The sequence below is a fragment of the Streptomyces sp. NPDC029674 genome (assembly GCF_044903205.1).
In the GTDB taxonomy this organism is placed as follows: domain Bacteria; phylum Actinomycetota; class Actinomycetes; order Streptomycetales; family Streptomycetaceae; genus Streptomyces.
Window position 1 is genome coordinate 19,937 of sequence record NZ_JBJDPY010000036.1, and the last position, 14,946, is coordinate 34,882.

2 protein-coding genes are annotated in these 14,946 nt (G+C 73.3%); both read left to right on the forward strand.

Annotated elements, in window-relative coordinates; all coding sequences use genetic code 11:
- Window positions 1-5: 5 nt before the first annotated feature.
- Complete coding sequence (locus ACI2L3_RS39700; RefSeq protein WP_404757349.1) at window positions 6-11,645, forward strand: amino acid adenylation domain-containing protein; 11,640 nt, start codon at window positions 6-8, stop codon at window positions 11,643-11,645.
- Window positions 11,642-14,946: amino acid adenylation domain-containing protein (locus ACI2L3_RS39705; RefSeq protein ID WP_404757350.1), on the forward strand; the 3,305-nt coding region annotated here is incomplete at its 3' end. The genes ACI2L3_RS39700 and ACI2L3_RS39705, both read left to right, overlap by 4 nt.

Here is a 14,946-nt window from a genome sequence, read left to right on the forward strand (position 1 = left end):
GAATGATGAACGGCAACGCTGCTCACGCTCTGCCCCTCCTTGACGCCCAGGAGGGAATATGGCTGGCACAACGCGTGGCGGGCTCCCGCCGGTTGTACAGCGTCGGGCAGTACGTCGAAATATTCGGACCCATCGACAAAAACGTATTCGAGCGCACGCTCCGGCAGTTGACGGACGAGACCGAAATCCTGCACGCGCGATTCGAGGACGACGGCACCGGCGGATCACGGATGGCATTTCCCTCAGAAGGAGCCGGGGAAGCGAATCATCCGACCGTCGAATTCCTGGACCTCAGCGCCGCGGACGACCCGCAGGCGGCCGCCGAAGCATGGATGCGGGCGGAACTGAACCAGGAGATGGCCGCCCACGCCGACCGCCCCTTCACATACGCCCTCTTCCGCCTCGCACCCGACCACCACATCTGGTACCAGCGCTATGACCACCTCCTGATGGACGCCTACGGCTGCTCCCTGCTCGCCCGCCGCGCCGCGGAGGTCTACACGGCGCTCCTCGACGGAGAACCCTTCACCCCGGCGGACCACGCCCCCTTGCGCGAACTGATGGAGGGGGAGACCGCCCACCGCGCCTCGGAGCGGTACGAGGCCGACCGCCGGTACTGGCACGAGCACTTCGCGGACCGCCCGGACCTGACCGGTGTCCCCGGCCACCGGACGACGACGGCCGCCCCCGACGAACCCGCAGCCTGGGGTGGAGTTCTGCGCGAGACAGGACACCTGCCGCCCCGCGCCGTCGCGGCCCTGCGCGCCGCGGCCACGCGCGCCGGCGTGAGCTGGCCACGCCTCGTCGTCGCGGCGGCCGCCGCCTTCGTCGGCAGACTGAGCGGCTCCGACGAGGCGATCCTGAGCCTGCCGGTGGCCGGCCGCACGAGCGACCAGGCACGACGCACCCCCTGCACGATGGCCAACATCCTGCCGCTGCGCCTCCCCGTGACCGCCGGCACGAGCCTCCTCGACCTCGCGCGGACAGCGGCCGGCGAGATCGGAGACCTCCTCGACCACCAGGACTTCCGCGGCGAGCGGCTGCGCCGCGAGCTCAACTGGCCCACCGGCGACCGCTGGTACTTCGGCCCGTACGTGAACGTCATGCCGATGGCCGGCGAAACCCTGTCGTTCGGCGCCCGGCGAGCCGTCGTACGCGACCTGTCGAGCCGCCGCGTCGAGGAGTTCGGCGTGCTGGTGAGCGGCGCCTCCGCCGACCGGAGCATGGAGATCACCTTCGAGGCCGACCCGGCGTCCTACGACCGCGAGTGGCTCCGCGGCAGCCACCGCTCCTTCCTCCGCTTCCTGGACCGGCTGACGGCCGACCCGGCGCAGCGGGTGGGGCGCGTACCGCTCCTGTCCGCCCCCGAGCGCGACGAACTGCTCGACACATGGAACGCCACCGCACGCCCGACGGCGGCGGACACGGTGCCGAAGCTGCTGGCCCGCCAGCTCGGCTGGTCGGCGGACGCGGTGGCGGTGCGGTGCGGCGCGGAGGCCGTGTCCTATGGGGAGTTGGACGCGGCGGCGGGTCGGCTGGCGTCGTATCTGACAGGTGTGGGTGTGGGGCGCGGCGATCGGGTCGCGGTGGTGATGGAGCGTTCGGTCGACCTGGTCGTGGCGCTGCTGGCGGTGTGGCGTGCGGGGGCGGCCTATGTGCCGGTGGACGTGGAGTATCCGGCGGAGCGGGTGGCGTTCCTGCTGGCCGACTCCGCCCCTGCGGCGGTCGTGTGCACAGAGGCGTACCGGGGCGCGGTCCCCGCGGATGTCGAGTCGGTGGTGCTGGACGATCCCCGTGTCCGTGCGGAGGTCGCGCAGTGCCATGCCGATGGGCCCGCGGTCTCGGTGGGCGCGGAGGACGCGGCGTACGTGATGTACACGTCGGGGTCGTCGGGCGTGCCGAAGGGTGTGGTGGTGCCGCACGGGAGTGTGGCGGGGCTGGTGGGGGACGTCGACGGCTGGTCGGTGGGTCCGGGGGACGCGGTGTTGATGCATGCGCCGCATGCCTTTGATGTGTCGTTGTTCGAGGTGTGGGTGCCGTTGGTGGCCGGTGGCTGTGTGGTGATCGCGGAGCCGGGCGCGGTGGATGCGGGGCGGATCCGTGCGGCTATTGCGAGCGGGGTCTCTGCGCTGCATGTGACGGCGGGGATGTTTCGGGTGCTGGCGGAGGAGTCCCCGGCATGCTTCGCGGGGTTGAGTGAGGTGCTGACGGGCGGCGATGTGGTGCCGGCTGGTGCGGTGGCGCGGGTGCGGGAGGCCTGCCCGGAGGTGGCGGTACGGCACCTCTACGGCCCCACCGAGATCACCCTCTGTGCGACATGGCATGTGCTGCCGGTGGGCGCGCCCAGCCCCGGGACGCTGCCGGTCGGCCGCCCGCTGGCCAACCGGCAGGTGTACGTCCTGGACGCGGCGCTGCAGCCGGTCCCGCCGGGCGTCGTGGGGGAGTTGTACGTGGCGGGGTCCGGTCTGGCGCGCGGCTATCTGAACCGGCGCGGCCTGTCGGCTGAGCGGTTCGTGGCCTGCCCGTTCGGTGCGGGTGGGCGGCGCATGTACCGCACCGGTGACCTCGTCCGGTGGACGGCCGACGGGGAGCTGCTGTTCGTGGGGCGGGCGGACGAGCAGGTGAAGGTGCGCGGGTTCCGGGTGGAGCCCGGCGAGGTCGAGTCGGTCCTTGCCGGGCACGCGGGGGTCGGGCAGGCCGTCGTGGTGGCCCGCCAGGACGCCGGTTCGGCCGGCGACAAGCGGCTCATCGGCTACGTCGTGCCGGACGAGCGGCAGCGGGACCGCGGCGCCCTCGATCCCCGGGAGATACGCGGATACGTGGCCGACCGCCTGCCCGACTACATGGTCCCGGCCGCCGTGCTGGTCCTGGACGCGCTGCCGCTCACCGTCAACGGCAAGCTCGACCGCGCCGCCCTCCCGTCCCCCGACTTCGCGGGCGCGGGCGCTGTCCGCGGTCCCGCGACGCCCATGGAGGACGTGCTGTGCGGCCTGTACGGCGAGGTGCTCGGCCTGGGCCGGGTGGCCACCGACGCGTCGTTCTTCGACCTGGGCGGGGATTCGCTGCTGGGCATGCGGCTGTTGGCGCGGGTGCGTGCGGTCCTGGATGTCGAGGTGGGGATCGGCGAGCTGTTCGGTGCGCCGACGGTCGCGGGCCTTGCGGGGCTGATCGGTGAGCGTGCGGGCGGGGCGGGGGAGCGGCCGGCGGGGGAGCGGCTCGTGTTGCGGCCGTGGGTGCGGCCGGACGTGGTGCCGTTGTCGTTCGCGCAGCGGCGGATGTGGTTCCTGAACCGGCTGGAGGAGACGGCCCCGGGCGCGGCCGCCGCGTACAACTTGGCGCTGGCGCTGCGGATTTCGGGCGCCTTGGACGTGGCCGCGCTGGAGGCGGCGCTGGGTGATGTGGCGGACCGCCACGAGAGTCTGCGGACCGTCCTGCCCGAGCTGAACGGCGTACCCCGTCAGCACGTGATCGAGGGGGCGGCGGGCCGACCGCCCCTGCTGACCGCGGAGTGCGCCGAGCAGCAGGTCGACGAGGTCCTGGCGGAGCAGGTGGAGCGCGGCTTCGACCTGCGCGCCGACCTGCCGTGGCGGGTGTGCCTGGTCACCGTCGGACCGGGAGAGCACGTGTTGTCGGTGGTGGCGCACCACGTGGCGGTGGACGGCTGGTCGATGGGTGTGCTGGCGCGGGACCTGGAGGCTGCGTACGCGGCGCGGTGCGAGGGGCGGGCGCCGGGCTGGGGTGCGCTGCCGGTGCAGTACGCGGATTACGCGCTGTGGCAGCGCGAGGTCCTGGGTGAGCTGGACGACCCGGCGAGCGTGCTGAGCGGCCAACTGGCCCACTGGCGCGACGCGTTGGCGGACATGCCGTCAGAGCTGGCGCTTCCCGTGGACCGGGCACGCCCTGCCGTGCCGTCCTTCCGGGGTCGGCCCGTGCCGGTGGCGGCGGACGCGGAGACCCACGGCCGCCTGGTGGAGGTGGCCGGGCAGGGCCGGGCGACGATGTTCATGGTCGTGCACGCGGCGGTCACCCTCCTGCTGTCCCGCCTTGGAGCGGGCGACGACATCCCGCTGGGCACGCCGATCGCGGGCCGCGGGGACGCGGCGCTGGAGGAGCTGGCCGGCTTTTTCGTCAACACCCTCGTCCTGCGTGCGGACGCGAGCGGCGACCCGACCTTCGCCGAGCTGCTGGAGCGTGTGCGGGCCGCGGACCTGGCGGCCTACGCGCACCAGGACGTGCCCTTCGAGCGCCTCGTCGAGGAGGTCAACCCGGCACGTTCCGTCTCCCGCAACCCCCTGTTCCAGGTGATGCTCGCCCTGGACAACGTGCCCGAACCGCAGTGGCGGCTCCCTGGCGCCGAGGTGCGTTCCACGTCGATGATCGCCCCGGCCGCCCGCTTCGACCTCGCGGTGACTCTGACGGAACGCCGGGACGAGCGCGGGGCCCCGGCCGGACTCGACGGCGACATCCTCTACGCGACCGACCTCTTCGACCACCACACCGCCCAGGCGCTGGCGGACCGGCTGGGCCGAGTCCTCTCGCAGGTCGCCGCCGACCCGCACCTCCGCCTCAGCGAGATCGACGTCCTGACCCCCGCCGAACGCGTCCGCGTCGTCGAGCACTGGAACGACACGGCGGCCACAGCCCCGGACGCGTCGGTGCCGGAACTGTTCGCCGCACAGGCGCAGCGCACGCCGGATGCGGTGGCGGTGCGGTGTGGCGAGGAGGCTCTGTCTTATGGGGAGTTGGACGCGGCGGCGGATCGGTTGGCGTCGTATCTGACGGGTGTGGGTGTGGGGCGCGGTGATCGGGTCGCGGTGGTGATGGAGCGTTCGGCCGACCTGCTGGTGGCGCTGTTGGCGGTGTGGCGTGCGGGGGCGGCGTATGTGCCGGTGGATGTGGAGTATCCGGCGGAGCGGGTGGCGTTTCTGTTGGAGGACTCGGCGCCGGTAGCGGTGGTGTGTACCGGGGCGTACCGGGATGCGGTCCCTGCCGGTGCTCAGTTGGTGGTGCTGGATGACCCCCGGACCCGTGCGGCTGTCGCGGAACGTCCGGGCGACCGCCCGCTCGTCCGCGTCGGCGCGCGGGACGCGGCGTACGTGATGTACACGTCGGGGTCGTCGGGTGTGCCGAAGGGTGTGGTCGTGCCGCACGGGAGTGTGGCGGGGCTGGTTGCAGACTCCGGCTGGCCGGTGGGCCCGGAGGATGCGGTGTTGATGCACGCGCCGCACGCCTTCGACGTGTCGCTGTTCGAGGTGTGGGTGCCGCTGGCGGCCGGCGGCTGTGTGGTGATCGCGGAGCCGGGCGCGGTGGACACGGCGCGGATCCGCGCGGCCATCGAGAACGGGGTGTCCGTGCTGCACGTGACGGCGGGGATGCTCCGGGTGCTGGCGGAGGAGTCCCCGGCATGCTTCGCGGGGTTGAGTGAGGTGCTGACGGGCGGCGATGTGGTGCCGGCCGCAGCCGTGGCGCGGGTGCGGGAGGCGTGCCCTGAGGTAGCGGTACGGCATCTCTACGGCCCCACCGAGATCACCCTCTGCGCGACGACCCACGCGCTGCGGCCCGAGGACGAGGCGGGCCCGACGCTCCCCATCGGCCGCCCGCTCGCCAACCGGCAGGTGTACGTCCTGGACGCGGCGCTGCAACCGGTCCCGCCCGGCGTGACGGGCGAGCTCTACATCGCCGGGTCCGGTCTGGCGCGCGGCTATCTGAACCGGCGCGGTCTGACGGCTGAGCGGTTCGTGGCCTGCCCGTTCGGTGCGGGTGGGCGGCGCATGTACCGCACCGGTGACCTCGTCCGGTGGACGGCCGACGGGGAACTGCTGTTCGTGGGGCGGGCGGACGAGCAGGTGAAGGTGCGCGGGTTCCGGGTGGAGCCCGGCGAGGTCGAGTCGGTCCTTGCCGGCCACGAGGCGGTCGGCCAGGTGGCGGTGGTGGCCCGCGAGGACCGCCCCGGCGACAAACGACTGGTCGCCTACGTCGTCCCCGCCACGCGGCGGAGCCTCGACCCCCGGGAGATACGGGACTACGCGGCGAAGGCGCTGCCCGAGTACATGGTCCCGGCGGCGGTCCTGCTCCTCGACGCGCTGCCGTTGACCGTCAACGGCAAGCTCGACCGCGCCGCCCTCCCCGCACCGGACTTCGCCGCCCGCGTGTCCCGGCGCGAACCGCGCACGCAGACCGAGGAAATCCTGTGCGGTCTGTTCGCCGAGGTGCTGGGCCTGGAGTGGGTCGGGATCGAGGACGGCTTCTTCGATCTGGGCGGGGACTCCCTGTCGGGGATGCGGCTGGTGGCGCGGGTGCGTGCGGTCCTGGACGTCGAGGTGGGGATCGGGGAGCTGTTCGGTGCGCCGACGGTGGCGGGTCTCGCGCGACTCGCCGGTGGACGCGCGGGCGGCGTCGGGGAAGGTCGGCTCGTGCTGCGGCCGTGGGTGCGGCCGGACGTGGTGCCGTTGTCGTTCGCGCAGCAGCGGATGTGGTTCCTGAACCGGCTGGAGGAGACGGTCCCGGGCGCGGCGTCCGCGTACAACCTGCCGCTGGCCCTGCGCATTTCGGGTGTGCTGGACGTGGCCGCGCTGGAGGCGGCGCTTGGTGACGTGGCCGACCGCCACGAGAGTCTGCGGACCGTCCTGCCCGACGTGGACGGTGTTCCCCATCAGGAGGTGCGGCACGGCGACGCAGGGCGTCCGGAGCTGGTCGTGGTGCGGGCCGACGAGGCCGACCTCGACCGGACGCTCGCCGGTCAGCTGGCCACCGGCTTCGACCTGCGGACGGATCTGCCGTGGCGGGTGTGTCTGGTGGTCGTGGGCGCCGGTGAGTACGTGTTGTCGGTGGTGGCCCATCACGTGGCGGTGGACGGCTGGTCGATGGGTGTGCTGGCGCGGGACCTGGAGGCCGCGTATGCGGCGCGGTGCGAGGGGCGGGCGCCGGGCTGGGATGCGCTGCCGGTGCAGTACGCGGATTACGCGCTGTGGCAGCGCGAGGTCCTGGGCGAGCTGGACGACCCGGCGAGCGTGCTGAGCGGCCAACTCGCTTACTGGCGCCACGCCTTGTCGGGAATGCCGCAGGAGTTGGTGCTGCCGGTGGACCGGGCACGGCCCGCGGTGCCGTCGTTCCGGGGCCGGCTGGTGCCGGTGGCGGCGGACCCGTTCACGCACGGCCGCCTTGTGGAGGTGGCAGGGCAGGGCCGGGCGACGATGTTCATGGTCGTGCACGCGGCGGTCGCGCTGCTGCTGTCCCGCCTTGGAGCGGGGGACGACATCGCCGTGGGAACCCCGGCGGCGGGCCGCGGCGACGCGGCGCTGGAGGAGCTGGCCGGCTTTTTCGTCAACACCCTCGTCCTGCGCGCCGATGTGAGCGGGGACCCGACCTTCGCCGAGCTGCTGGAACGCGTGCGGGCCGCGGACCTGGCGGCCTACGCACACCAGGACGTGCCCTTCGAGCGTCTCGTCGAGGAGCTGAACCCGACCCGCTCGCTCTCCCGCAACCCGCTCTTCCAAGTGATGCTCGCCCTCCAGAACGTGCCCGAAGTCGCCTGGGAGCTACCGGGCGTCGACGTCCGGCCCGCGCCGCTGCCCCCCGAACTCTCCGCCCGTTTCGACCTGGCGGTGTCCATGGTCGAGCGGCGCGACGAGCACGGGGCCCCGGCCGGACTCGACGGCGAGATCCTGTACGCGACCGACCTCTTCGACCACCACACCGCGCAGGCGCTGTCGGAACGCCTGGCCCACGTACTCGAACAGGTCGCGGCCGATCCGCGCCTGCGCCTCAGCGAGATCGACGTCCTCACCCCCGCCGAACGCGTCCGCGTCGTCGAGCACTGGAACGACACGGCGACCCCCGTCCCGGACGCGCTGGCACCCGAGCTGTTCGCCCGGCGGGTGGCGGAGGCCCCGAACGCGGTGGCGTTGGTATCGGGTGAACGGCAGCTCAGCTACGGCGAGCTGGGCGTGCAGGCGAACCGTTTTGCCCGGTACCTGATACGCGCGGGGGTGGGGCCCGAGGTGCGGGTGGCCGTGGTCGGTGAACGGTCCGTGTCCCTGCTGGTCTCGCTCCTCGCGGTGTCGCTGGCGGGCGGCGTGTTCGTTCCGGTGGACGCGGGCTACCCCGCGGAGCGGCTCGCCCATGTGCTGTCCGACGCGGACCCGTCGGTCGTGGTGTGCACGACGGCCTCGCGGGGCGCGGTGCCCGACGGCTTCGCCGGACGGGTCGTCGTGGTCGACGACCCGGTGGTGGCCTACGGAATCGGGCGGCTCCCGGCGGGCCCCGTCCGGGACGCGGAGCGGTCGGTACCGCTGACGGCCGCCCACGCCGCGTACGTCATCTACACCTCGGGCTCCACCGGCACCCCGAAAGGTGTCGCGGTGTCGCACCACGGCCTGCGGAACCTGGTCGCGGAGAACGTCCGGCGGTACGCGATCGACCCGGACAGCCGCGTGCTGCAACTCGTCTCGCCGAGCTTCGACGTGTCGCTCGCGGACATCTGGCCCACCCTGTGCGCGGGCGGCCGGCTCGTCCTCGCCCCGACACGCCTCGACATCTCCGGCGAGGAACTGGCCCGCCTGGTGCGCACCCGCCGCATCACCCACGCCGCGATCCCGCCCACCTTCCTCTCCCAGATGCCCCCGGAGGAGCTGCCGGACCTCCGCCTGCTGATCACGGGCGGTGAGGCCATGCCCGCGGAGGTGCGGCGACGGTGGTCGAAGGGCCGCGCCATGTACAACCAGTACGGAGTCACCGAGTCGACGATCATCTCCACGGCGGGCCTGATCCGGCACAGCGCCCCGGACGGCCCCGGCCCGCACAGCGCCCCGGACGGCGAAGGGCCGCCGCCGATCGGCCGCCCGGTCACCAACACGCAGGCGTACGTACTGGACCCGTCCCTGCGCCCGGTGCCGGTGGGCGTGCCCGGCGAGCTGTACGTCGCGGGTGCCGGGCTGGCCCGCGGCTACCTGGGCCGCCCGGCACTCTCCGCCCAGCGCTTCGTCGCCAACCCCTTCGTCACGGATCCCTTCGCACCCGGCCGGCGGATGTACCGCACCGGCGACGTCGTCCGCTGGACCCACGACGGCCGCCTCGTCTTCGCGGGCCGCGCCGACGACCAGCTCAAGATCCGCGGCCACCGCGTCGAACCCGGCGAGATCGAGGCCGCCCTCGCCGCCTGTCCCGGCGTGCGCCACGCCGCGGTGACGGTCAGGGAGGACCGCCCCGGCGAGCGCCGCCTCATCGGCTACGTGGCCGCCGACGGGCGGACGGTCGATGGCGGGACGGTCCGCGAGTACGTCGCCGGTGTGCTGCCCGAGTACATGGTGCCGACGGCGGTCCTGGTCCTGGACGCCCTGCCGCGCACCGCCCACGGCAAGGTCGACCGGGCCGCGCTGCCCGCCCCCGACTTCGCGGGGCGCGCCACGAGCCGCGACCCGCGCACGCCCGCCGAGCGGATCCTGTGCGACCTCTTCGCCGACATGCTGGGGCTCGACCGGGTGGGCGCCGAGGACAGCTTCTTCGAGCTGGGCGGCGACTCGATCAGCTCCATGCAGCTCGTGTCACGGGCCCGCCGGGCCGGCCTCGTCGTCACCCCCCGGCAGGTCTTCGAGGAGAAGACCCCCGAACGGCTCGCGGAGGTGGCGCAGCCCGCCGCGGACGAGGCCGCGGCGGCCGACAGCGGCGTCGGCGAGGTCCCGTGGACGCCGGTCATGCGAGCCTTCGGCGAGAAGGTCGCGGGCCCCGGCTTCACGCAGTGGATGACGGTGGGCGCGCCGGCCGGCCTCGGCCTCGACGTCCTCACGGCGGGCCTCGCCGCGCTCCTCGACACGCACGACATGCTGCGGGCCCGCACGGTCCCCGGCGAACCGAAGCTGATCGTCGGCGAGCCGGGGTCGGTCGACGCGACGGCCCGGGTGTCCCGCGTCGACGCGACGGCCGCGATGGTGCCCGCGAACTCGGCCGGAGCGGTGGACGCGACCTCGGCTGAGGCGGTGGACGCCTCCCGGGCCGGAGCGGTGCACGCCACCTCGGCCGGAGCGGTGGATGCCTCCCCGGCCGGAGCGGTGTACGCCACCCGGGCCGGAGCGGTGGAGGTCTCCCCGGCCGGAGTGGTGGACGCGACCTTGGCCGGAGCGGTGGAGGTCTCCCCGGCCGGAGTGGTGGACGCGACCTCGGCTGAGGTGGTGGATGCCTCCCGGGCCGGAGTGGTGGACGCCACCTCGGCCGGAGTGGTGGACGCCACCCCGGCTGAGGTGGTGGATGCCTCCCCGGCCGTAGCGGTGGACGCCACCTCGGCCGGAGCGGTGGACGCCACCTCGGCCGTAGCGGTGCACGCCTCCCCGGCCGCACCGGTGCACGCCACCCCGGCCGCAGCCGTGCACGCCACCCCGCCCGAAACGCTGGACGAGGTCGCGGGCCGGGCGGCGCGGGAAGCGGCGCGGCAGCTCGACCCGGCGGCCGGGGTGATGGTGCGGGCCGTATGGGTCGACGCAGGCCCCGGCCGCACGGGACGAGTGGTCCTGGTCGCCCACCACCTGGTGGTCGACGGCGTGTCGTGGCGCGTGCTGATCCCAGACCTGCGGGCCGCCTGCGAGGCGGCGGCCGCGGGACGGACGCCCCGGCTCGACCCGGTGGGGACATCGTTCCGCCGCTGGTCGGAACTGCTGGCCCGGCAGGCGACCGACGAGTGCCGCGTCGCCGAGCTGACGGACTGGCTGAACCTGCTGGGCGAGCACCAACCGCCCCTGACCCACCGGGCATTGGACCCCGCCATCGACACCGCGCGCACCTTGCGCCGCCGCTCGTGGACCGTCCCCGCCGAACAGGCGGAGACCCTGGTCAGCCGGACACCGGCCGCCTACCACTGCGGAGTGCACGAGGTGCTCATCGCCACCTTGGCGGGCGCGGTGGCGCACTGGCGACCCGGCCGGGCGGCGGGGCTGCTGCTCGACATCGAGCGGCACGGGCGCGAGCAGCTGGACGGGACCGACCTGCTGCGGACGGTGGGCTGGTTCACGAGCGCGCACCCGGTGCGGCTCGACGTGACCGGCGCCGACCTGGACGGCGCTATGGCGGGCGGCCGGGCTGCCGGTACGTTGGTGAAGGCCGTCAAGGAGCAGGTGAGGGCGGCCCCCGGCGACGGACTCGGCTACGGCCTGCTGCGGCACCTCAACTCCCGGACGGCTCCCGTTCTCGAAGCCGCCCCGAAGGCACAGATCGGCTTCAACTACCTCGGCCGGTTCGCCGCAGGCGGGGGAGCGGGCGAGGCGGCGAGGACCGGTACCGAATCGGGTGCGGGCGCAAGGACCGCAGGACACGTCGGACCCTGGCAGCAGGCCGGCCCGGCGGCGGCCGGCGGCACGGACGGCTCGGACACACCGGCCCCGCACGTCCTGGAAGGGATAGCGGCCGTCCGGGACACCCCGGAAGGCCCCGAACTCACCGTCACGCTCAGCTGGCCGGGCCGGCTCCTCACCGAGGCCGACGCGGAACGCATCGGCCGGACCTGGGTGTGCATGCTCACCGGCCTGGCCGCGCACACCGACGACCCCACCGCGGGCGGGCACACCCCGTCCGACTTCCACCTCCTCCACCTGGAACAGGACGAGGTCGACCAGTTCCAAGCGATAGCAGCGAACCTCGAGGGAGGTCTGTCCCGGTGAAGTCTCCAACCGCCGCCCACGGCTCGGCCCTGGCCGAAGTGTGGCCCCTGTCCCCGCTGCAGGAAGGGATGCTGTTCCACGCGGACTTCGACGACCGGGGCCCCGACGTCTACGCCGTCCAGTTCCTGCTGGACGTGTCAGGACCGCTGGACACCGGCCGCCTGCGCGCCTCGTGGGAGGCGCTGCTCGGCCGGCACGCGGCACTGCGGGCCAGCTTCCACCGCAGAAAGTCGGGCGAGGCGGTACAGCTCATCACCCGGAACGTGACGCTGCCCTGGCGCGACGTCGACCTCTCCGGCCTCGCCGAACCGGACATGACCGACCAGGCCGAGAAACTGGCCGCACAGGAACGGACCCACCGTCTCGACCTGACGGTGCCCCCCTTGCTCCGACTCCTCCTCGTACGACTCGGCGAGAAACGGCACCGCCTCGTCGTGACGTCCCACCACCTCCTGATGGACGGCTGGTCGATGCCGGTCCTCCTGAAGGAGCTCTCCCAGGTGTACGCGGCGGGCGGCGACCCGGCCGCACTGGGGCGCGCGGCCTCCTACGGCGAGTACCTGGCGTGGCTGGGACGCCAGAACAAGGAGGCCGCGCGTGCCGCCTGGCGGGCGGAGCTGGCCGGGGCGGACGAGCCGACGCTCGTGGCACCGGCGGACCCGAGCGGCGCCCTCGTCCTGCCGGAGGAGACCTCCCTCTGGCTCTCCGAAGACGACACGCGGACGCTGACAGAGACGGGCCGCGCCCACGGGCTCACGGTGAACACCCTGGTACAGGGCGCGTGGGCGCTCGTACTCGCCCGCCTCGCCGGCCGCACGGACGTCGTCTTCGGCGCGACCGTCGCGGGCCGCCCGGCCGAACTCCCGGGCGCCGAGTCGATGATCGGCCTGCTCATCAACACCCTCCCGGTCCGCGTACGCCTCGACGGCACGCAACCCGTCGCCGACATGCTGGCCTCCCTCCAGGAACGCCAGTCCGGCCTGATCGCCCACCAGCACCTGGGCCTCGCCGAGATCCAGCGGCTCGCGGGCCCCGGAGCGGTCTTCGACACCCTCGTGGTCTACGAGAACTACCCCGCCCCGCCCACCCGCCCGACAGCCGACGACCTGCCCACCTTCACCTCCTCCGCGGGCCACCAGGCGACCAACTACCCGGTGACCCTCGGCGTCCTCACGACCGACCGCCTCCACGTCCGCGTGACCTCCCGGCCGGACCTCGTCGCCCAGGAGGAGGCCGCCGAGATGGGCCGCCGGCTCATCCGGGTCCTCCACCAGATCGTCGACGACCCGTCGACACCGGTGGGCCGGATCGACGTGCTCGGCGCACCGGAGCGCGCCCTGGTCGTGGACCACTGGAACGACACGGCGACCGCTGTCCCGCACGCGTCGGTCCCCGAACTGTTCGCCGCGCGGGCGGAGTGTGCGCCCGGTGCGGTGGCGGTGCGGTGTGGTTCGGACGCCTTGTCGTACGGGGAGTTGGAGGCGCGGGCGAATCGGCTGGCTCGGTATTTGGTGGGGCTGGGGGTGGGCCCGGAGTGCCGGGTGGGTCTGTGTCTGCCGCGTGGTGTCGACATGGTCGTGGGCGAGCTGGCGGTGTGGAAGGCGGGTGGTGCGTTCGTTCCGCTGGATCCGGAGTATCCGGTGGAGCGGTTGTCGTACATGGTCGAGGACAGTGGTGCGGCCGTCGTGCTGGGTGTCGGTGAGAGTTTGGCGGGGGTGTCGGTCGGAGGGGCGCGGGCGGTGCTGCTGGAGGATCCGGAGGTCGCTCACGCGCTTGCTACGGAGGCTGGGGCTCCGCTGGATCTGCGGGTGGCGCGGGAGCAACTGGCGTATGTGATCTATACGTCGGGTTCGACGGGCCGTCCGAAGGGTGTGGCGGTCGCGCATGGTGGCGTGGCGAATCTCGCGGCGGCGATGCGTCCGGTGCTGGGCGTGGCCGAGGGTGTGACGGTGTTGCAGTTCGCGTCGTTCAGTTTCGACGCGGCGGTGCTGGATGTGGCGGTGACGCTGTCCGGTGGCGGCACGCTCGCCATCGCATCGGCGGAGGAGCGTGCGGAGCCCACCGCGCTCGCGGAGATGATCGAGTCGGCGGGGGTGAGCACGGCCAGCGTCGTGCCCTCCCTCCTGGGCGTGCTGGACCCGTCGGCAGTTCCAGGCGTACGCAACTGGGTTCTGGGCGCTGAGCTGCTGACCGGAGAACTGGCGAGCCGCTGGATGACACAGGCGAAGGTGTGGAACACGTACGGCCCCACCGAAGCGACCGTGATGGCCACCGTCGGACCGGTGGACGCCACGACCGGCCCGTCCGACGCCCCGCCCCCGATCGGCAGCCCGCTCGGGAACGTACGGACGTACGTCTTGGACGGCTTCCTGCATCCGGTTCCGGCCGGGGCGACGGGCGAGCTGTACATCGCCGGGCCGGGCGTGGCGCGGGGGTATGTGGGCCGTCCCGATCTGACGGCGGAGCGCTTCGTGGCGTGCCCGTTCGGTGCGGACGGCGGGCGGATGTACCGGACTGGTGACTTGGCGCGCTGGACGGCGGACGGGCAGTTGTCGTTCGTCGGGCGGGCGGATGAGCAGGTCAAGGTGCACGGCTTCCGGGTGGAGCCGGGTGAGGTGGAGGCGGCGCTCGCCGCGCATCCCGAGGTGCGGCAGGCCGCGGTGATCGCCCGCGAGGACCGCCCCGGTGAGAAGCGCCTGGTCGGCTATGTCGTGTCCGATGGCCCGGGGGATGTCGACTCGGCGGTGTTGCGGGCGTATGTGGCGGGGCGGTTGCCGGAGTACATGGTGCCGACGGCGGTGGTGGTCCTGGACGCCTTGCCGTTGACGGTGAACGGGAAGGTGGATCGGGCTGCTCTCCCCGCGCCGGATTTCGCCGAGCGTGTGTCAGGGCGTGAGCCGCGTACGGAGACCGAGCGGGTCTTGTGCGGCCTGTTCGCCGAGGTGTTGGGGTTGGAGCGGGTCGGGGCGGAGGACGGGTTCTTCGAGCTGGGTGGTGACTCGATCAGCTCGATGCAACTGGCCTCGCGGGCCCGCCGCGCGGGGCTCGTCATCACGCCCCGGCAGGTCTTCGAGGAGAAGACACCGGAACGGCTGGCGGCTGTGGTGCAGACGTCCGGCGAGGCGCGCCCTGCGGCCGATGTCGGTGTGGGGGAAGTGCCGTGGACGCCGGTCATGCGGGCGCTGGGCCAGCGGGCCGCACGGCCGGGCTTTGCGCAGTGGGTGGTGTTGGGTGCTCCGGCTGGGCTGGGTCTGGATGTTGTTGTGGCGGGGCTGGGTGCCGTGCTGGATACGCATGACAT

Bases quoted from the DNA above. Each gene is read 5' to 3' on its own strand.
- ACI2L3_RS39700 (WP_404757349.1), top strand. From the start codon at position 6: ATGAACGGCAACGCTGCTCACGCTCTGCCCCTCCTTGACGCCCAGGAG.